The organism is Nocardioides sediminis (assembly GCF_003047295.1).
Lineage (GTDB): Bacteria > Actinomycetota > Actinomycetes > Propionibacteriales > Nocardioidaceae > Nocardioides > Nocardioides sediminis.
Genome location: NZ_PZYZ01000006.1, coordinates 302,908 through 321,446 on the forward strand (window position 1 = coordinate 302,908; position 18,539 = coordinate 321,446).

18 protein-coding genes are annotated in these 18,539 nt (G+C 73.7%); 7 read left to right on the forward strand and 11 right to left on the reverse strand.

The genetic code is table 11. The features are described from left to right. Positions 1-5: 5 nt before the first annotated feature. Positions 6-1,175, forward strand: a complete 1,170-nt coding sequence (nagA, locus tag DAI17_RS15550; RefSeq protein WP_107774106.1) for an N-acetylglucosamine-6-phosphate deacetylase — start codon at positions 6-8, stop codon at positions 1,173-1,175. Positions 1,176-1,198: 23 nt separating this feature from the next. Continuing rightward, positions 1,199-2,827, forward strand: a complete 1,629-nt coding sequence (locus DAI17_RS15555; RefSeq protein ID WP_107774107.1) for a hypothetical protein — start codon at positions 1,199-1,201, stop codon at positions 2,825-2,827. A 19-nt stretch (positions 2,828-2,846) separates the two neighbouring features. On the opposite strand, the gene DAI17_RS15560 is transcribed toward DAI17_RS15555, so the two are convergent. The 6 genes from DAI17_RS15560 to DAI17_RS15585 form a co-directional block, all read right to left on the reverse strand. Next, positions 2,847-3,851, reverse strand: a complete 1,005-nt coding sequence (locus tag DAI17_RS15560) for a glycerophosphodiester phosphodiesterase (RefSeq protein ID WP_199905152.1) — start codon at positions 3,849-3,851, stop codon at positions 2,847-2,849. A gap of 86 nt (positions 3,852-3,937) precedes the next feature. Next, positions 3,938-4,228 (reverse strand): 2TM domain-containing protein, encoded by a 291-nt coding sequence (locus DAI17_RS15565; protein ID WP_107774108.1) that lies wholly within the window; start codon positions 4,226-4,228, stop codon positions 3,938-3,940. Positions 4,229-4,233: 5 nt separating this feature from the next. Further along, positions 4,234-5,097 carry a hypothetical protein gene (locus DAI17_RS15570; protein ID WP_107774109.1) on the reverse strand — a complete coding sequence of 288 codons (864 nt, stop codon included), beginning with the start codon at positions 5,095-5,097 and terminating at the stop codon, positions 4,234-4,236. 6 nt (positions 5,098-5,103) lie between these two features. Beyond that, a complete protein-coding gene (locus DAI17_RS15575) occupies positions 5,104-5,658 on the reverse strand; it encodes a nitroreductase family deazaflavin-dependent oxidoreductase (protein WP_107774110.1) in 555 nt (184 codons plus the stop codon). A 205-nt stretch (positions 5,659-5,863) separates the two neighbouring features. After that, on the reverse strand, positions 5,864-6,763 hold the full coding sequence (locus DAI17_RS15580) for an SDR family NAD(P)-dependent oxidoreductase (RefSeq protein WP_107774111.1): 900 nt from the start codon (positions 6,761-6,763) through the stop codon (positions 5,864-5,866). Positions 6,764-6,837: 74 nt separating this feature from the next. Further along, positions 6,838-7,674, reverse strand: coding sequence for a maleylpyruvate isomerase family mycothiol-dependent enzyme (locus DAI17_RS15585; protein WP_107774112.1), 837 nt, complete (start codon positions 7,672-7,674; stop codon positions 6,838-6,840). Between the two features lie 37 nt (positions 7,675-7,711). Between DAI17_RS15585 and DAI17_RS15590 the strand changes: the two genes are divergently transcribed. The 3 genes from DAI17_RS15590 (at position 7,712) to DAI17_RS15600 (ending at position 11,233) form a co-directional block, all read left to right on the forward strand. After that, positions 7,712-9,469 carry an NHL domain-containing thioredoxin family protein gene (locus DAI17_RS15590; RefSeq protein WP_199905153.1) on the forward strand — a complete coding sequence of 586 codons (1,758 nt, stop codon included), beginning with the start codon at positions 7,712-7,714 and terminating at the stop codon, positions 9,467-9,469. Between the two features lie 275 nt (positions 9,470-9,744). Then, positions 9,745-9,954 carry a DUF6458 family protein gene (locus DAI17_RS15595; protein WP_107774114.1) on the forward strand — a complete coding sequence of 70 codons (210 nt, stop codon included), beginning with the start codon at positions 9,745-9,747 and terminating at the stop codon, positions 9,952-9,954. Between the two features lie 85 nt (positions 9,955-10,039). Then, positions 10,040-11,233, forward strand: a complete 1,194-nt coding sequence (locus tag DAI17_RS15600) for an NAD(P)/FAD-dependent oxidoreductase (protein WP_107774115.1) — start codon at positions 10,040-10,042, stop codon at positions 11,231-11,233. Positions 11,234-11,237: 4 nt separating this feature from the next. Here DAI17_RS15600 and DAI17_RS15605 read toward each other — a convergent pair whose 3' ends face one another. From DAI17_RS15605 to DAI17_RS15625, 5 genes are all read right to left on the reverse strand, one after another. Then, positions 11,238-11,843 carry a response regulator transcription factor gene (locus tag DAI17_RS15605; RefSeq protein ID WP_107774116.1) on the reverse strand — a complete coding sequence of 202 codons (606 nt, stop codon included), beginning with the start codon at positions 11,841-11,843 and terminating at the stop codon, positions 11,238-11,240. Further along, the gene (locus DAI17_RS15610) at positions 11,840-12,901 is read right to left on the reverse strand and encodes a sensor histidine kinase (RefSeq protein WP_107774117.1); all 1,062 of its coding nucleotides are present in this window, start codon (positions 12,899-12,901) and stop codon (positions 11,840-11,842) included. Before DAI17_RS15610 ends, DAI17_RS15605 begins: the two co-directional genes overlap by 4 nt. Further along, a complete protein-coding gene (locus tag DAI17_RS15615; protein ID WP_234412526.1) occupies positions 12,898-13,704 on the reverse strand; it encodes an ABC transporter permease in 807 nt (268 codons plus the stop codon). Before DAI17_RS15615 ends, DAI17_RS15610 begins: the two co-directional genes overlap by 4 nt. Beyond that, positions 13,701-14,585, reverse strand: a complete 885-nt coding sequence (locus DAI17_RS15620; protein ID WP_107774118.1) for an ABC transporter ATP-binding protein — start codon at positions 14,583-14,585, stop codon at positions 13,701-13,703. Before DAI17_RS15620 ends, DAI17_RS15615 begins: the two co-directional genes overlap by 4 nt. 166 nt (positions 14,586-14,751) lie before the next feature. After that, complete coding sequence (locus tag DAI17_RS15625; RefSeq protein ID WP_107774119.1) at positions 14,752-16,626, reverse strand: acyl-CoA dehydrogenase; 1,875 nt, start codon at positions 16,624-16,626, stop codon at positions 14,752-14,754. A 247-nt stretch (positions 16,627-16,873) separates the two neighbouring features. Here DAI17_RS15625 and DAI17_RS15630 point away from each other — a divergent pair, with 247 nt between their 5' ends. Together DAI17_RS15630 and DAI17_RS15635 are read left to right on the forward strand one after the other, a co-directional pair. Beyond that, entirely contained in the window at positions 16,874-17,776 is a 903-nt protein-coding gene (locus tag DAI17_RS15630; RefSeq protein ID WP_107774120.1) for a sulfite exporter TauE/SafE family protein, read from the forward strand. 125 nt (positions 17,777-17,901) lie between these two features. Next, positions 17,902-18,360, forward strand: a complete 459-nt coding sequence (locus DAI17_RS15635; RefSeq protein WP_107774121.1) for an RrF2 family transcriptional regulator — start codon at positions 17,902-17,904, stop codon at positions 18,358-18,360. The last annotated feature ends 179 nt before the right edge of the window (positions 18,361-18,539 follow it).

Below are 18,539 nucleotides of genomic sequence, written 5' to 3' on the forward strand. Positions count from 1 at the left end.
CTGGCATGGGCACCATCCTCTCGGCAGCACGGGTCGTCACCCCGGCGCGGGTCCTCGCGCCGGGGTGGGTCCACCTCGAGGGCGACCGGGTCGTCGCGGTGGGCGAGGGCCAGCCACCGTGCGGGGCCCGGGACGCCCTCGACCTCGGCGACGCCACGCTCGTCCCAGGCTTCGTCGACATGCACGTCCACGGCGGCGGGGGCGCGTCGTTCGACGCAGGTACGGCGGACGCCGGCGCGGTCGTCGCCGCCGCCCACCTCGCGCACGGCAGCACGTCGATGGTCGCCAGCCTGGTCACCGACACGCACGAGCGGATGGTGTGCGCGGTCCGCGAGCTGTCCCTGCTGGTGCGCGACGGCCTGCTGGCCGGCGTGCACCTGGAGGGGCCGTGGCTCAGCCCGGACCGGTCGGGCGCCCACCAGCCGGGCTCGCTCGTCGAGCCCCGCCCGGCGGCGGTCGAGTCGCTGCTGGCGGCCGGCGACCCTTCGACAGGCTCAGGACGGCGCGGTGCGGTCCGCATGGTCACGCTCGCGCCCGAGCTGCCCGGCGGGGTCGACGCGGTCCGCCAGCTCGCCGCCTCGGGGGTGGTCGCCGCCATCGGCCACACCGACGCGACGTACGACGTGGCGCGTGCGGCCCTCGACGCCGGCGCCACGGTGGGGACCCACCTCTTCAACGCGATGCGCCCCCTCCACCACCGCGAGCCGGGTCCGGTCGGCGCCCTGCTCGAGTCGGCTGCCGCGGACGTCGAGCTGATCGCCGACGGCGTCCACCTCCACCCGGCCGTGCTGCGCACGGCCTTCGCCGCCAAGCCCGGCCGCTGCGTGCTCGTGACGGACGCGATGGCCGCGGCCGGTGCCGAGGACGGGGACTACCGGCTCGGACCGATGGCGATCGAGGTGCGCGGGGGCGTCGCCCGCCTGGCCGACACCGGGCCGGGACTCGGCGCGATCGCCGGGTCGACGCTCACCATGGACGCCGCCGTGCGGTTCGCGGTCCGGGAGGCGGGCCTTCCGCTGGTGGACGTCGTGCACGCCGCGAGCACGGCCCCCGCGCGGGTGCTCGGCCTGCACGACGTGGGCGCGCTCGAGGCCGGCCGTCGTGCCGACCTGGTCGTGCTGGACGAGGACCTCGAGGTGTCGCGCGTCATGCGCGCGGGTGCCTGGATCGGCTGACCCACGGCCTTAGCCTTGCCGCCATGCTGGCAGGGCGGGTCGGGGTGGTCACCTGGCTGCTGCTCGCCCTGGTGCTGGCGTGGCTGGCCCTCGGGCCGTGGGTGCCCGTCGTGGCGCTCCTCGCGCTGTGCGTCCCGCGGATCCGCTGGTGGGTGCTCGACCGGGTCTGGGTGACGTGGCGGGGTGCCGGCATCGCCGCGGGCGTCGTCGCCCTGCTGGTCGGGGTCGTCGTGCTGGTGCCCGACGGCTGGCTGCCCGTCCCGCCGGCGCCGGGACTGCTGGTCGCGCCGTCGTACGTCGGTCGGCCGGCGCAGGTGCCGCCCGTGCCGGCCGGCGCCGTCCCCCAGAACCCGCACCTGGCCCGGAACGGCGCCGGCACGGCGCGCGGCGACGCGTGGGGCACCGGCACCACGACCTGGGCGGGTCCCACCGGGCTGCAGCCCGAGGTCGACACCGCTTGGTGGGGCCTGGAGCACTGCTCGACCCTCACCCTCGACAGCGCCGACCGGCTCGTGGGGCTCTGCGACGACCGCGAGGGCCGTGCTCTGCACGTCGTCGACCCGGACTCGATGCGGCCGCTGGCGACCAAGTGGCTGCCCGCCCCGGACGAGGGCGACGACGAGTCGTGCGGCGCGCACGCCTACCTCGACGCCACCGACCGGGCGGTGGTGGCGACCTCGGACCGCCGCGTGCTGGCCGTCTCCACTGCCGACGCCGACGACGAGCCCGACCTCACCACCGACCGTGCCTGGGACCTCGGCCCCCACGTCCCGGACGGCGACTGCGTCGTCGCGCTGCTCCCCGACTGGGTCGGCCGCACCTGGTGGGTCAGCCGCGGGGGACTCGTCGGCACCCTGGCCCCCGACTCCGGCGAGGTGCGGGTGCTCGACCTCGGCGAGGAGGTCACCGCGCCGTTCAGCACCGACGAGACCGGCGGCACCTACGTCGTCACCACCCACGCGCTCTACCGCCTGGTCGCCGACGGCTCGGGAGCCCCGGTGGTCGGCTGGCGCACCGAGTACGACCGCGGCACCGAGCGCAAGAGCGGCCAGCCGACCCGCGGCAGCGGCACGTCCCCGACGCTGCTCGACGGCGGGGTCCTCGCCCTCACCGACAACGCCGAGCCCCGGATGCACGTGGTGCTGGTGGAGCGGTCCACCGGCGCCGAGATCTGCCGGGCCGCCGTCTTCGAGGAGGACGCCAGCGCCTCCGGCGCCGCGCTGGCGAGCGTCGGCGGCGGCGTGGTGGTCGCCAACACCCACGGCTACGCCGGCCCGACACGCACGCTGCTCGGCCGCGGCACCTCCGCCGGGCTGGCCCGGGTCGACGTGCCCGCCGACCGGTCGCGCGACGAGTGCCGGGTGCGGTGGACCAGCGACGTCGTCGCCCCGTCCGGCGCCTCGGTGTCGGTGGCCAGCGGCCTGGTCTACGCGTGGACCAAGCGGCCCACGTGGTGGGGCGTCAGCGCGTGGTACCTCACCGGCGTCGACGCCCGCACCGGTCGCGCGGTCTTCAGCGTGCGCACCGGCACCGGGGTGCTGATGAACCCCGACGGCGCCGCACCGACCCTCGCGCCGGACGGCTCGGCGTACGGCGCGACACTGGGCGGGATGGTGCGCGTCCGCGACCGGCAGCCGTCGACCCCGGACTGACCCCCCGTCGGCGACCTGCTCAGGCGCAGGGGTCGACCCCCGGCACCCCCGGCCGCTCGATGCCGCGACGGTCCAGGATCCGCTCGAGCAGCGTGGGCCGCGCGGGCATCAGCCCGTCGACGCAGGCGTCGATCATGGCGTTGTAGGTCGCACCGTCGTCCGGCGCCGTGCCGCTGAACCAGACGTGCACGGCGTAGCCGTCGGCGTGGGCCCGGGCGACGAACTCGCGGGTGACCACGGGGATGCCGGAGTAGGTCACCGGCACCTGGAGGGCGACCGTCCCCTCGATCGGCCGGGCGCCGCCGAGGAAGTAGGTCATCAGCCCCTGCATGCCCGGTGCGAGCGCCGTCTGGGGGGAGCGCGCGTGGAAGTCGGCCACGGCCGCGTCGTTGAAGGACGTCACGATCACGTCGCTGCGGCCCGACTCGTTGACGAGCTCGGCCAGCAGGCGTCCGGTGCGCAGGTAGGAGGCGGTGTCGGAGTCCTTGGTCCCCTTGATCTCGATGTTGATCGGCACCTCGGGGAAGCGCCGGAACACCTGCGCCAGCGTGGGGACCGCGAAGTCGGACCGCTTGTAACCGTCGGGCGCGGGGCGGTCACCGGTGCGCACGCCGCGGAAGCGGTAGCGGCGCTCCGCCGCGTCGTGGGTGGTGCCGCGCCGCGGGACGAACCAGTACGCCGCGTCGAGGCGGCGTACGCGGCGCAGCGGCATCGACTCGACCTTGCCGCTGCCGTCGGTCGTCTCGTCGACGGTGGCGTCGTGCAGCACGACGAGCTTCTTGTCGCGCGTGGACTGGACGTCGAGCTCGATCATGTCGGCGCCGCGCTGCACGGCACGCTTGAAGGCGTACATCGTGTTGGTCGGCGCCTCGAGCTCCCCGCCGGAGTGGGCCATGTTCAGCACGCGCTGCTCGAGCCAGGGATTCGGCTCGACGGCGGCCGCGGCTGCGGCCCCGGCAGGGGGCCCCGTCAGCAGGGTCGCGAGCAGGGCGGGGAGGGCGATGGCGGCGCCGAGGGTCTTCACGCCGCCGACCCTAGGGCCCGGCGATGCCGCCGGACAGGGGAATCAGGGATGCCCGTGACGTCCTGGCTGACCCGGACCGACGTGCGTCACCGCATGCGGGCCGCGCGGGCCTCGGTCTCCTGGTGACGCTTCGTGATCTGCTCGTCGAGCTTGACGTGGCCGAACCACCAGTGCGCGACCAGGCCGATCAGCATGCCGCCCACGGCGAACGCCGACCACGGGAACTCCGGTGCCACGATGACGTTGAGGACGATCAGGCCGGCACTGACGAGAACGGTGACGATGCCGTGGACGGCCAGGCCGGTGTTCGCCTCCTCGTGGGCCATCACCCGTTCTGCCGCCTCGTAGTCGGGCAGTGTGATGTTCGGGGTGCTCATGTGTCTCACCTCCCTCCCGATCGCGTCGTGCTCGAGCGTCGACGGCGCGCCCCCACGAGGACGACGCCGAGGATGCCGAGCACCCACAGCCCCGCGAGCCCTGCCGCCACGTCGGCGTCCCCTCGTTCGGGGTAGTCGGCGGTGACGTGGGGCGGCAACATGTGGGTGGGGCCGCCTTCACTCTGGTGCACGACCGCGGACGCGTGCGCCGTCGTGTGCGTGACGAGTGCGCCCACGGGATTCCCCGTCAGCACGGCGGAGGAGTCCGCCAGCACGGTGCCGATGAGCGGCGAGCGCAGGTCGGCGTCGCGGTACTCCGCGTAGCCGAGGTGGTAGCTGGTCGACATCAGCAGCGACAGCAGCAGCACCAACGCGGCGTACGCCGTCTTGCGCGCGGCGCCCCGTCGGTCGCCACGCAGCAGCAGCCAGGCCACCGCGGCGGGGAACACGAACAGCGTGAGGGCGTCGACGGTGCCGTACACCACCCCACGCCAGCCGATCTCGAACCACCACCGCCAGCCGTCCGGGTGGTCGGTGCCGGCGGAGCCGAACACGATGGCCGCCACGGCGACCCCCGCGAGCGTCCCCACGGCCAGGCTCCAGGCCAGGTTGAGCCGCCACAGGTCCCGCAGCTCGGTGCGGTGGGCCAGGACGAACGCTGCGAACCAGCCCAGGGCGATGGTGAAGTAGCAGAGGTAGTACAGGTCGGGCTGCAGCCCGAGCAGGTCGGTCCCGACGAAGGGGACCAGGAAGAACACCACGAGGCCGCCGACCAGCCACGCCCACGGCTCCCATGGACTGCTACGGGGCGTCGCGCTCGTCCCGGTGTGGACCCGGGCGACGGGTCGGCTCAGGTGCAGGGTGCGCACGGTCGTTCACCTTCTCTCGGTCGGCACCGTCCCGCCGCTCGCCGGACCGGGACGGAGAGCCACGCATGGACGGTTTCTCAGGAACTCCTCCATCGCCGTGTCGGAACGCAGGTCGACCCCGAGCGCCCGCCGGACCAGCCGCACGCGGAATGGGTGCCGGCGCCGGAACTCCCGGCCCACGGAGAAGGCCTCCTCCTGGGAGAGGAACCGGTGCTGGGGCACGAACGAGTCCCGGCCGATCTGGACTCGCAGGGCCGGACGAGCCTGCAGGTTGCGGATCCAGTCCGTGCGGGGGCCCCAGACCGAGCAGATCACCGCCTCGCCCGTGGTCCTGTCCTCGGCGAGGACCATCGCGGCCGTGTCGTGGGGTCGGCCGGTCCGGCGACCCACGTGGGTGACGACGAGGAAGGTGCGGCCCAGGAACAGGTGCCCCCAGCCCGCGCGGTACAGCGGAAGTGGCAGCCGGAAGACCCACAGCGCGAGCCTCCCCGGGCGGGTCCTGAAACCCAGCAGCGGTCTGCGGTCCTCGCCTCGGTGGTCGGCGCGAGCTGTGGATGCCATGTCTGTCACCTCGCACGCCGGAACGGTGTCGACGTCAGGGTTCAGGCCCGGTGCGTTCCGACGTTCCAGCCACCACTGTCTGCCCCGGAGCTCGCGGACGTCAGGTCCAAAGGTCCTCTTGTGCGGGTTCGGATGGACCGCGCTCGACCTGGTCCTCGGGACCTGCCCTCGCCGCACGCCGGCGTCGTGGGATGCCGAGGATCTCTCAGGGGTAGGTGATGCCGGTGACGTCCTGGCTGATCTCCCACAGCCGCCGCTGAGCGTCCCGGTCCAGCGCGAGCCGGCGCGGGGCGACGACGCGCGGCGGGCCGGACATCTCGCCGGGACCGCTCGGACCGACGTACGTCGACCCGGGCAGGTCCGCGGTCGCGGCCATCAGGATGGGCAGCGCGCCCGCCGCCACGGACTGGGAGACCGCCCGCACGGCGGCATCGAGGATGGAGGCGGGTCCACCTGCGGCCCGGCCGAAGCGGCCGTTGGCGACCAGGTGGCTGCCCGCGAAGCCGGGGTGGGCGGCGAGCGCCCTGACGGGCAGCCCGGCGGCCCGGCAGCGCCGGTCGAGCTCGAAGGTGAAGAGCAGGTTGGCCAGCTTGGTCTCGGCGTAGACCCGCCACTTCCGGTAGGGACCCTCCTGGCTGCGTGGATCCCCGAGCGGCGCCTGCCGGGCGGTCTTGTGCATGGTGGAGGACACCGTGACGACCCGGCCGCCGGCGGCGGTGACCTGGGGGAGCAGCAGCCCGGTCAGCAGGAACGGCCCGAAGTGGTTGGTCGCCATGTGCAGCTCCAGCCCGTCCGCGGTCCGCCGCAGCGGCACCGCCATGACGCCGGCGTTGTTGACCAGCACGTCGATCGGCCCGAAGCGGGTCGCCTCGTCCCCGGCGCGGCGCACGGAGCCGAGGTCGGAGAGGTCGACCACCAGCCGCTCGAGGCGGGCGCGCGGGACCTCCCCGGTGATCGCCGCGTCGGTCTGCGCCAGCCGGTCGGGGGTACGACCGGCGAGCACCACCCGCGCGCCGGCGCGCGCGAGCTCGAGGGCGGTGTGGTGGCCGAGCCCGCCGACCGTCGGGCCGGTGACGAGCGCGGTGCGCCCGGTGAGGTCGGGCATGTCGGCCAGGCTCCACGCTTGGCCGCGCCCGGGGCGGGCGGCGCCGGCTGCACCGGCCGGACCGGAGGGATCGCTCACGGCGTGACGGCCAGGCCCGCCAGCACCCGGCGAGCGAGGTCGGCGTCGCCGAAGACCTCGACCCGTCCCGGCTCGGGCTCGCGGCGCCCGCCGGCGAGGAGCACGAAGGACTCGCGGTCGGTGCGCAGGCCGGCCGTCGGCTGCTCGGGGACCTCGTCGAGCAGCCGGCCGCGGCCCTCGGGGGTGATCGTCGCGGCGACCGGCGGGTGTCCCTCGACCTCGAGGACCACGGTGGTTCCGGGCTCGGCACCGACCCGCTTGGCCAGCACGTAGCCCAGGCTCTCGCTGAGGTAGTCGGTCGTGTGGGCCGCGGCGTCGGCACCCATGCCGCCGGGGAGGCCGACCGCGCGGCGTACGTCCTGCTCGTGCATCCACAGGTCGAGGGGACGGTTGCGCAGCAGCGTCAGCGTCGACCAGCCGATGGCGCCGAAGACCCCGGGCGCCGGGGCGTCGGGGTCGGTCGGCGGGTCCGCCAGCAGTGCCGTGTGCCGGGCCGTGGCCGCGGCCCGGATCTCGTTGATGAGCTCGTCGGGGGTGGCGTCACGCCGGGCGACGACGCCCTGCTCGGTGAACTGCCCCATCATCCCGCGGGCGTGCGGGGCGTCGCCGACCTCGACGTCGACGTGCTCGCCGCCGGCGAGGAGGGACTCGAGGTGGGCGGTGTGCGCCGCGACCGCGTGGACGTCCCAGCCCGGCAGGTCGGTCGGGGTCGACCACTGCTCGGCCGGCACCTTCTCGAGCAGGGTGGTGAAGTCGTCGACGGCCTGCCACCACAGGTCGACGTAGCCGGTCAGCGCGGAGTCGCCGCTGCCGTCCGCGGGAGGTGTGGTCATGGGCGGCACCCTAGTGGCATCGGGGACAATGGAGCGCGTGCGTGTCCGTGCCCCTGAGCTCACCGGCCGCGGCTGGCTCAACACCGCCGCCCCGCTGTCCGTCCGCGACCTGCGAGGTCGCTTCGTCCTGCTCGACTTCTGGACGTTCTGCTGCATCAACTGCCTGCACGTCCTCGACGAGCTGCGCCCGGTGGAGGAGCAGTACGCCGAGGAGCTGGTGGTCGTCGGCGTCCACTCGCCCAAGTTCGTCCACGAGGCCGACCCCGACGCGCTGGTCGCCGCCGTGGAGCGCTACGGCGTGCACCACCCCGTGCTGGACGACCCCGAGCTGACGACCTGGTCCGCCTACACGGCGCGCGCGTGGCCGACCCTGGTGCTCATCGACCCCGAGGGCTACGTCGTCGCGCAGTACGCCGGCGAGGGCCACGCCCACGCCATCGGCTCGCTGCTGGCCGACCTGGTCCCCGAGCACCGCTCGCGCGGCACCCTCCAGCCCGGCGACTCGCCGTACGTCCCCCCGGTCGTGGAGCCCAGCGACCTCCGCTTCCCGGCGAAGGCTGTGCCGCTGCCCGTCTCCTCGCACCCGGGCGGCGTGCTCGTCGCGGACGCCGGGCACGACGAGGTCGTGCTGCTCGACGCCGACGGCGCGGTCGCGCGCCGGTTCGGCGGCTTCCGCGAGCCCAACGGCCTGTGCCTGCTGCCCCCGGAGGTCGGCGCGCAGGTGGGGTACGACGTCGTGGTCGCCGACACCGTCGGCCACCGGCTCGCCGGGCTCGACCTGGCGACCGGTGACGTCCGGACGCTGGCCGGCGACGGCACGCAGTGGATGCAGGGCGACGGCACGGACCGGCTCAGCAGCCCGTGGGACGTCGCGTGGTGGCAGGACCGCGTGTGGGTGGCGATGGCCGGCATCCACCAGCTGTGGACCTTCGACCCGCTCACGGGCGAGGTCGAGGTGGCCGCCGGCACCCTCAACGAGGGCCTGCTGGACGGGCCGGCTGCGGACGCGTGGTTCGCGCAGACCAGCGGCCTGGCGGCCGACGGCGACCGGCTCTGGCTGGCCGACTCCGAGACCTCGTCGCTGCGCTGGGTCGACGCGGCCGGCACCGTGCACACCGCCGTCGGCACCGGGCTCTTCGACTTCGGGTTCCGCGACGGTCCGGCCGACCAGGCGCTGCTCCAGCACCCCCTCGGCGTCGCCGTGCTGCCAGACGGGTCGGTCGCGGTGGCCGACACCTACAACGGCGCCGTACGCCGCTTCGCCGACGGCGAGCTCACCACCCTGGCCGTCGACCTGGCCGAGCCGAGCGGGCTGTACCTCGACAAGCACGGCGTCGACGGCGACGGCCTCGTCGTCGTCGAGTCGGCCGCCCACCGGCTGACCCGGGTGCCGCTCGACGCGACGGTCGCGGCCGCGGACTTCAGCCACACCACCCAGCGGCCGGTCACCGACGTCGGGGCGCGGGTGACGCTCGAGATCGCCTTCACCCCGCCGCCCGGGCAGAAGGTCGACGACCGCTTCGGGCCGCCCTCCCAGCTCCTCGTGACGGCGACTCCGCCGGCGCTGCTCCGCGAGGGGGAGGGCCGCGGCACCGACCTGCGGCGCGAGCTCGTCCTCGACCCCGCCGTCGGCGACGGCGTGCTGCACGTCGCCGCGCGCGCGGCGTCCTGCGACGAGGGCGGCGGCGACGGCGCCGCGTGCCACATGCACCAGCAGGACTGGGGCGTCCCGGTGCGGGTCACGGCCGACGGCGGCGCTGTCCTCGCCCTGCCGCTGGGCGGTGCCGCGACCTGAGCCGGCCCGTCGAGTCGCCGGTCGCTGAGTCGCCGGGCCCGGATTTCGGCGGTCTGGGGGCCATCGGCGAGCGCTACGACCTGAGTCACCGGGTGACTCAGCTCGCAGCGCGCGGTCAACCGCTGGCCGGGAGCCGACCTGAGTCACGGGGTGACTCAGGTCGCACTACCCGTGAAGGGGGCCACCGCCCCGCCGGTGCACGGATTCCGGACGCGCGACCCCTACGCTCGACGGGAAGGACGGCGCACCGGCGTCGTCGTACGAAGGAGCTGATCATGGGTATTGGTCTCGGCATCGTCCTGCTCGTCCTGGGCCTCATCCTGCTGACGGGGGCCGTCGACCTGAGCGCGATCGACGAGTTCGTCGCCAGCGAGACCCTGGGCTGGATCCTGGTGGTCGCCGGCGTGCTCGCGCTGGTCCTCGCGCTCGTGATGAACCAGCAGCGCTCGCGCACCACGCACGTCGAGGAGCGCCGCGAAGTCTGACCCGCGAGACCCCGGCCGGGTGTGGCGTGGGGGTCGCGCGCACCAGTAGCGTGCGAACCTCCACCCACACACCCCGGGGGCTGCCATGGACATCGTCATCATCGGCGGGGGCATCGCCGCCGCCAACGCCGCGCGGGAGCTCCGGGACCGGGGCCACGAGGACGGCATCGTGGTGCTGGCAGCGGAGCCGCACGTTCCCTACGAACGACCGCCGCTCTCCAAGGGCATCCTGCTCGGTGACGCCACCCCCGAGTCGGCCCACGTGATGGAGCAGGACTGGTACGACGCCAACGACGTCGACCTGCGCACCGGCACCGAGGCGACGAGCATCGACCTGGACCGCCGGCAGGTGCACGCAGGCGCCGAGTCGGTGCCCTACGACCGGCTGCTGCTCGCCACCGGGGCGACCCCGCGGCACCTCCCCGACCTCGACGACGCCGACGTGCCGGTGACCTACCTGCGCACCGTCGACGACTCGGTCGCCCTCAAGCGCTCGCTCTCGGGCACCGTCCTGGTCGTCGGCGCCGGCTGGATCGGGCTCGAGGTGGCCGCGGCCGCCCGCCTGGCCGGCGCGGACGTCACCGTCGTCGACCCCGCCGAGCAGCCTCTCCTGGCCGCCCTCGGCCCCGAGCTCGGCGCCCGCTTCGCCGACCTGCACCGCGAGCACGGCGTCGACCTGCGGCTCGGGACGAGCGTCGAGTCCGCCGCGGGAGGCACCGTGCGCCTCTCCGACGGCCACGAGGTCACGCCCGACCTGGTGGTCGTGGGCATCGGAGCGGTCCCCGACGACCGGCTCGGCCGCGAGGCGGGCCTGGCCGTGGACAACGGCATCCTGGTCGACTCGACCCTGCGCACCAGCGACCCCTACGTCTTCGCCGTCGGTGACGTCGCCAACCACGACCACCCGGTCCTGGGCCGGCGCATCCGCGTCGAGCACTGGGACACCGCCCAGCACCAGGGCCGGGCCGCGGCGCGGGCGATGCTCGGCGAGGACGAGCCCTACACGCGACTGCCCTACTTCTTCACCGACCAGTACGACATGGGCATGGAGTACGTCGGCAGCGTCGGCCCCGACGGACCCGACGAGGTGGTCGTCAGGGGCAAGGACCTGGTCTCCGGCCTGACCGTGCTCTGGGCCCAGGGCGGCTCCGTCGTCGCGGGCATGCAGGCCAACGACTGGGACGCCACCGACACCATCCGGGCGCTGGTGGGCAAGCCGGTGCCCGCGCGGTTCGGCGACACCGGAGTGCCGCTCGCCGACCTCGTCACCGAGGACTGAGGCCTCACAGCCACCCGCGGGCGTGCGCGATCCGGGCCGCCTCCGCCCGGGTGGCAGCCCCGGTCTTGCCGATGGCCGCGGACAGGTGGTTGCGCACCGTCCCCTGCGAGAGGTGCGCGGCCCGGGCGATGGTCGCGACGGGTGAACCGTCCAGGGCCAGTCGCAGGATCTCGGCCTCCCGGGCGGTGAGGGGTGACGGACCGGCCATCAGCGACTCCGCGGCCAGGGTCGGGTCGACGACGCGCAGGCCGGCGTGCACGCGTCGTACGGCGTCGGCGAGCTCGCGGGCAGGGGTGTCCTTGACGACGAACCCGGCGGCTCCGGCGTCCAGCGCCCGGCGGACGTAGCCGGGCCGCCCGAACGTGGTCACGATCAGGGAGCGCACCGCCGGCAGCTCGGCGCGCAGCCGTTCGGCCACCTCCAGCCCGGTGAGCCCCGGCATCTCGATGTCGAGGAGGCAGACCTCCGCACCCGACTGCCGTGCGGCGTCGAGGACCTCGTCGCCGCGACCCACCTGGGCCACGACCTCGAGGTCCGTCTCGAGGTCGAGGAGGGCGGCGAGCGCACCGCGGACCAGGGCCTGGTCGTCGGCCAGCAGGAGGCGGATCATCCGAGCACCACCTCGACCCGGGTGCCCGGCGCGGCGTCGCGGACGGCCAGGGTGCCGCCCGCGTCCTCGACCCGTTCGCGCATGCCGCGCAGGCCGTTGCCCTCGGGACCGGTCGGGCCGCTGCCGTCGTCGGTGACCGCGATGCCGTGCTGGCCGAGCTCGATGACCACCGAGCGGGCGGCGGCGTGCCGGACCACGTTGGTGACCGCCTCGCGCAGCACCCACGCGAGGAGGGTGCGGTGGCGGGGGTCGGTGTCGGCGACGTCGCCGACGACCCGGGTCTCGATGCCCGCGTCGGCCAGCACCTGCGGGGCCGCTGCCAGCTCGACGTCCAGGTTGCCCGCCCGCAGCCCGCCCACGGTCGCCCGGACCTCGGCCAGCGCCTGCCGAGCCGTCTCCTGGATCGAGGCGAGCTCGGCGCGGGCGCGCTCGGGGTCGACGTCGATGAGCCGGCCGGCCAGCTCGGCCTTGATGCTCAGTGCGGTGAGCGAGTGGCCGAGGACGTCGTGGACGTCGCGGGCCACCCGCTCGCGCTCGGCGACCAGCGCCAGCATCGCCCGGCTCTGGTCGGCGCGGTGCTCGCCCTCGGTGAAGACGCGGAGCAGCACCATGCCGATGATGATCGGCCAGACCATGAGGAAGAAGAACGGCGGGAACCCCTCGTCGGACACCATCGCCAGCAGCGGCACGAGAGCGACGGCGACGGTCGTCCGCGGCCACCACGGCGCCGGCAGCTGCAGGGCGGAGTAGACCCCGAGGTAGGGGGTCAGGCCGATCGCCTCGATCCCGATGATCGGCACGGTGGCGGCCGCCAGGACGAGCATGGTCCCGAAGACCAGCCACGGTCGGTCCGTCAGCCAGCCGAAGCCGAGCATGTAGACGATGCCGAAGCCGGCGATCAGGCCCAGCCCGAGCACGGTCGTGGCGGTCGACCCGGCGGCCTGCAGGGTCTCGATGACCGGGTAGGCCAGGAACACCAGCCAGATGCCGGCGAACACCCAGCTCCAGCGTTCCCAGGGGGAGACCGGGACCGGGGGTGGGCTCGGGGCAGCGCTCACACCCGCTCCTGCCCGCGGCGTACTCCCCACACCGCCAGGGCCGCGAAGATCACCGTCCACGCGAGCACGTTAGCGACCGGCAGCCACAGCGGGTCGTGGGATCCGCTGGCCGTCCACCCGTCCGTCAGCGGGTAGCGCGCCAGCGCGGCGTAGCCGTAGAGCGGGGTGAAGCGGCCGATGTCGAGCATCAGTCCGGACATGGGGGTGAACACGTTGCCCAGGAACGCCATCACGACGACCAGGCCGGAGGCGATGCCGGCGGCGTTCTCACTGCGGAAGACCGAGCACACGGCCACGCCGTAGATCGCGAAGAGCGCCGACCCCAGCCACACCAGCAGCCCCCCGAGCAGCCAGTCCGAGGCGGTGCCGCGGGAGCCCGTGGCGGCGCCGATGGCGAAGATCAGCGCGACCGGGACCGCGGCGACCGTCATCGCGATGACCGCCTTGACGGCCACGAAGGACCCGGCCCCCATCGGGGTCAGCGCGAGCTGCCGACCCCACCCCAACGTGCGCTCGAGGACCGCGCTCCCGGCCACGCTCGTGGTGGCCGAGACCGCGCCGTACGCCGCCATGGAGACCATGACGTACATCGCGACGTTGCCGCTGCCGACGGGGTCCTCCGAGCCCAGCCCGAAGACGACGTACATGAAGGCGGGCAGGCCGACGACGAAGAACATCTCGGCCCGGCTCCGCAGCCGGCGCCGCAGGTCGAGTACGGCGAAGCCGGCGAGGGCGCCGAGCGGCGAGCGGGAGGTGGTCCGTGCCCGGCCGGTCACCGCGGTGGTGGGGAGGGTGGTGCTCATCGGTCGGCTCCTGCGAGGTCGGCGGTGGGGGAGGTGAGGGCCAGGAAGGCGGCCTCGAGGCTGGCGCTGGAGACCTCGACGTCCGTGACGCCCAGGGGCGCGAGGGCCTGCCCGACGCGCGCCAGCCAGGCGGGGTCGACGCCGTCGCGGTGCACGACGTGCGCGGGCGGGCGGAAGGAGATGCTGCGCCCGCCGAAGGCGGCCCGCACGTCCGCGGTCGGGCCGTCGGCGACGATGCGACCGTCCTTCATCAGGACGGTCCGGGCCGCGAACTCGTCGGCCTCGACGAGGTAGTGGGTGGCGAAGACGATGGTCCGCCCGGTCGCCGCGTCGTCGCGCATGGTCTGCCAGAAGGCCTGGCGGGCCGCCACGTCCATGCCGGTGGTGGGCTCGTCGAGGACGACCAGGTCCGGGTCGGGGACGAGGGCCAGCGCGAACTTGAGCCGCTGCTGCTCGCCCCCGGAGCAGGCCTCGACCCGGCGCCGGGCGAGGGGGGCGAGCCCGGCCCGCTCGACGACCTCGTCCACCCGGTCGCGGCGGCCGTGCAGCGCGGCGATCGCCTGCACGGTCTCCAGCACCGTGAAGTCCGGCAGCAGGCCGCCGGTCTGCATCACCGCGCTGACCCGGCCGGCGGCGACCGCGCGGCCCGGCGCCTCGCCGTACACCTCGACGGTCCCGGCGGTGGGGGTGGTCAGCCCGAGGAGCAGGTCGACGGTGGTGGTCTTGCCGGCCCCGTTGGGGCCGAGGAAGGCGACGATCTCGCCGGGGGCGACGGTCAGGTCGACCGCGTCGACGGCGGTCACCGTCGAGCCGTCGCCGACGCGGAACGACTTGGTCAGGCCGGTCGCCCGGATCGCGGGCACGGGGACTGGGGTGCTCATGCCTCCAGCGTGACCGCGACGGGGCCGCCGCCCCCGGCTCGCCTGTCACGACCTGGCCATGACACCTGTCACGGCCCCGACACGACGAGAGCGGTGCGCCACCCACAGTCCCCGGGCCCGGGAACGTGGCTGACGCACCGCTCTGCGGCTCTGCGGTGACCTCAGGTCAGAAGGACGCCTCGTCGAGGTCCATCAGGGAGAGGTCGACGTGCTCGGCGATGGCGCGCTCGGCGGTGAGGCGCGGCAGGTTGGTCTGGGCGAAGAACTGCGCCGCCGCGACCTTGCCCTCGTAGAACGCCGTGTCCTTGCCGGCGTCGCCGGCGAGCTTCTCCAGCGCGACCTCGGCCTGGCGCAGCAGCAGCCACGCGCACACGACGTCGCCGAGCACCATCAGCAGGCGGGTGGTGTTGAGGCCCACCTTGTAGATGTTGCGCAGGTCCCCGCCCTCCGCGGAGGCGTCGGCCGACATCAGGTCGTTGATCATGTGCCCGACGATCGCGTTGGCGTCCTCGAGGGCGGTCGCCAGCAGCTGGCGCTCGACCTTGAGGCGACCGTTGCCGGCCTCGGAGGCGACGAAGGACTCGATCTCCTTGGCCAGGTGGCCCAGGGCGCGGCCCTGGTCCTTGACGATCTTGCGGAAGAAGAAGTCCTGGCCCTGGATCGCGGTCGTGCCCTCGTAGAGGGTGTCGATCTTGGCGTCGCGGACGTACTGCTCGACCGGGTACTCCTGGAGGAAGCCCGACCCGCCGAAGGTCTGCAGGGACTCGGTGCCCAGCAGCACCCACGAGCGCTCGGAGCCGTAGCCCTTGACGATGGGGAGCAGGAGGTCGTTGACCGCGGCGGCCAGCTCGTCCTTCTCGCCCGCGTGCTCGGCGACCATGACCCGGTCCTGCCAGGTGGCGGTGTAGAGCACGAGCGCGCGCATGGCCTCGGCGAACGACTTCTGCGTCATCAGCGAGCGGCGTACGTCGGGGTGGTGGGTGATCGTCACGCGCGGCGCGGTCTTGTCGGCGGCCTGGGTGAGGTCGGCGCCCTGGACGCGCTCCTTGGCGTAGTCGAGGGCGGCGAGGTAGCCGGCCGACAGGGTCGCGATGGCCTTGGTGCCCACCATCATCCGGGCGTTCTCGATGACGTCGAACATCTGCGCGATGCCGTTGTGGACCTCGCCGAGCAGCCAGCCCTTGGCGGGCTCGCCGCCGCCGACCTGCGGGTCGCCGAAGGTGACCTCGCAGGTGTTGGACACCTTGATGCCCATCTTGTGCTCGACGTTGGTGACGTAGACGCCGTTGCGCTCACCGGTCGGCTCGCCGGTCTCGAGGTCGAAGTGCTGCTCGGGCATCCAGAACAGTGAGAGCCCCTTGGTGCCGGGACCGCCGGCGCCCTCGACGCCCTCGGGACGGGCGAGCACGAGGTGCATGATGTTCTCGCTCATGTCGTGCGTCGCGCTGGTGATGAAGCGCTTGACGCCCGTGATGTTCCACGAGCCGTCCTCGTTGGGGGTGGCCTTCGCGCGGCCGGCGCCGACGTCGGAGCCAGCGTCCGGCTCGGTGAGCACCATGGTGCAGCCCCACTGGCGGTCGACCATGTGCTGGGCGACCTTGCGGTCGCGCTCGTTGCCGTTGCGGTGCACGACGTTGGCGAACGCCGGGCCGGCGGCGTACATCCAGACCGGGGCGTTGGCGCCGAGCACCATCTCGCCGATGGCCCAGACGAGGGACGAGGGAGCGGGGGTCCCGCCCATCTCCTCGAAGACCTGGAGGCGCCAGAACTCGGCGTCCATCCAGGCCTGGTAGCTCTTCTTGAACGACTCCGGCACGGGGGCGGTGTGGGTGGCGGGGTCGAAGACGGGCGGGTTGCGGTCGCTGTCCTCGTACGACGCGGCGAGGTCCTCGCGGGAGAGGCGGTCGACCTCGCGCAGGATCTCGCGGGCGCTGTCGCTGTCGATCTCGGAGAACGGCCCGGTGCCGAGCACCTCGTCCCGCCCGAGCACCTCGAAGAGGTTGAACTCGATGTCGCGCAGGTTGGTCTTGTAGTGGCTCACGTTCCACCTATTCCGTTCGGGGCACCGGTCCCGCGGGGGATCCGGTCCAGTGGCGGCCGGCCCCGCGGAGCGGGCCCGGCGGCGAGCAGCCCGTGCTGCTACTCGCCAGTAACAAAATGATGCCTCGCCGAACGCCGCCGCGCAACACGATCGGCCGAAGTGTGACGACGCGGTGAGTCGAGTTGACCGAGTTCTTCACGTATCTCTAGTCTCCAGATAGACATACGCAAGAGAAGGGTCACACCCCATGCGCAAGCTCATCGTGCTCGGCTTTGTCGGGCTCATCGCACAGCTCATCGACGGATCGCTGGGCATGGCCTACGGCGTCACGTCGTCCACCCTGCTGCTCGCCGCCGGTGTCGCCCCGGCCGCGGCATCGGCCGCGGTGCACCTCTCCGAGATCGGCACCTCGCTGGTCTCGGGCGCCTCGCACCACAAGTTCGGCAACGTCGACTGGCGCACCGTGTCGATCCTCGCGGTCCCCGGCTTCGTCGGCGCCTTCCTCGGCGCGACCCTGCTGTCCAACCTGGACGCCGCGGTCGCCAAGCCGGTCGTCGCCGTGATCCTGCTCAGCCTCGGCTTCTACGTCGTCTACCGCTTCCTCCGCCTCGGCGGCGCTCGCCCGACCTTCAAGGGCCACCCGTCGGCGGCCTTCCTCGCACCGATGGGCCTCGTCGCGGGAACGCTCGATGCCGTCGGTGGCGGCGGCTGGGGCCCGGTCGGCACCACGTCGCTGCTCTCGAGCGGTCGGCTCGAGCCCCGCAAGGTGGTCGGCTCGATCGACACCTCCGAGTTCGTCGTCGCCGTCGGCGCCTCGCTCGGCTTCCTCTTCGGTCTCGGGTCCGCGGGGATCAACTGGGGGTACGCCGGCGCGCTGCTCGCCGGTGGTGTGGTCGCAGCCCCGATCGCGGCCTGGCTGGTCCGGCACCTCCCCGCCCGCGTGCTCGGCACCGCGGCCGGCGGCCTGATCATCCTCACCAACTCCAAGACCCTCCTCGAGACCCTGGGGGCGAGCGGCATCGTGGTGGCGCTCGCCGCGGCCGTCATCGTCACCCTCTGGGTCACCGGCATCGCCTGGGCGGTCAAGCAGGAGCGCCTCGCCCGGGTCCTGGCCGACGACGACCGTCCGCTGGAGCCCGCGACCGCCTGAGCGGCGTACGACGTCCGCACCTCCACCGCCGGCGACCGGGACCCCGTGCCCCGGTCGCCGGTGTCGCGCCCACCCCGGCGGGCCAAGTGGAGTGACTTGGCTGACTCGTCTGACAAACTGGCGCCATGCGCGTCTCCGCCAAGGCCGACTACGCCCTTCGGGCGCTGATCGAGATCGCCGTCCGCGCCGACGGCACGGCGGTCAGCGCCGAGCAGCTCGGCAAGGCCCAGGACATCCCCCACGGATTCCTCCAGGCCATCCTCGCCGACCTGCGCCGGGCCGACATCGTGGTGTCCCAGCGTGGCCAGTCGGGCGGCTGGCGCTTCGCGCGCGGACCGGAGACGGTCACGGTCGCCGACGTCATCCGCGCGGTCGACGGCCCGCTGGTCTCGGTCTACGGCCTCCGTCCGGAGGCGGTGGCCTACGGCGAGTCGGCCCAGGTGCTCCAGCACGTGTGGATCGCCGCCCGCAGCTCGCTGCGCGGGGTCTTCGAGCGGGTCTCGATCCAGGACCTCGCGGACGGCACGCTGCCGCCCGAGGTGGCCTCGCTGACCGCCGACGAGGACGCCTGGCAGCCGCACTGAGGGGCCCCGGTCGGAATCACCGCTGCAGCGGTGATTCCTCCGGTTGCTGGCCGGGCGTAGTCGATCGGTCGAAGCAACGCTGATTTTTGAGGAGCGTTGCGGATGCCGAAGTGGATCTCGTTTGAGACCGAGGAGGAGTTCTTCAACCTGGTGTGTAGTGGTGCGCCGATCGCACACGC

Excerpts from the sequence above, each read along its gene's own strand:
- nagA (WP_107774106.1), top strand. The coding sequence starts at position 6 with ATGGGCACCATCCTCTCGGCAGCACGGGTCGTCACCCCGGCGCGGGTC.
- DAI17_RS15555 (WP_107774107.1), top strand. The coding sequence starts at position 1,199 with ATGCTGGCAGGGCGGGTCGGGGTGGTCACCTGGCTGCTGCTCGCCCTG.
- DAI17_RS15565 (WP_107774108.1), bottom strand. The coding sequence starts at position 4,228 with ATGAGCACCCCGAACATCACACTGCCCGACTACGAGGCGGCAGAACGG.
- DAI17_RS15575 (WP_107774110.1), bottom strand. The coding sequence starts at position 5,658 with ATGGCATCCACAGCTCGCGCCGACCACCGAGGCGAGGACCGCAGACCG.
- DAI17_RS15580 (WP_107774111.1), bottom strand. The coding sequence starts at position 6,763 with ATGCCCGACCTCACCGGGCGCACCGCGCTCGTCACCGGCCCGACGGTC.
- DAI17_RS15585 (WP_107774112.1), bottom strand. The coding sequence starts at position 7,674 with ATGACCACACCTCCCGCGGACGGCAGCGGCGACTCCGCGCTGACCGGC.
- DAI17_RS15595 (WP_107774114.1), top strand. The coding sequence starts at position 9,745 with ATGGGTATTGGTCTCGGCATCGTCCTGCTCGTCCTGGGCCTCATCCTG.
- DAI17_RS15600 (WP_107774115.1), top strand. The coding sequence starts at position 10,040 with ATGGACATCGTCATCATCGGCGGGGGCATCGCCGCCGCCAACGCCGCG.
- DAI17_RS15605 (WP_107774116.1), bottom strand. The coding sequence starts at position 11,843 with ATGATCCGCCTCCTGCTGGCCGACGACCAGGCCCTGGTCCGCGGTGCG.
- DAI17_RS15615 (WP_234412526.1), bottom strand. The coding sequence starts at position 13,704 with ATGAGCACCACCCTCCCCACCACCGCGGTGACCGGCCGGGCACGGACC.
- DAI17_RS15620 (WP_107774118.1), bottom strand. The coding sequence starts at position 14,585 with ATGAGCACCCCAGTCCCCGTGCCCGCGATCCGGGCGACCGGCCTGACC.
- DAI17_RS15630 (WP_107774120.1), top strand. The coding sequence starts at position 16,874 with ATGCGCAAGCTCATCGTGCTCGGCTTTGTCGGGCTCATCGCACAGCTC.
- DAI17_RS15635 (WP_107774121.1), top strand. The coding sequence starts at position 17,902 with ATGCGCGTCTCCGCCAAGGCCGACTACGCCCTTCGGGCGCTGATCGAG.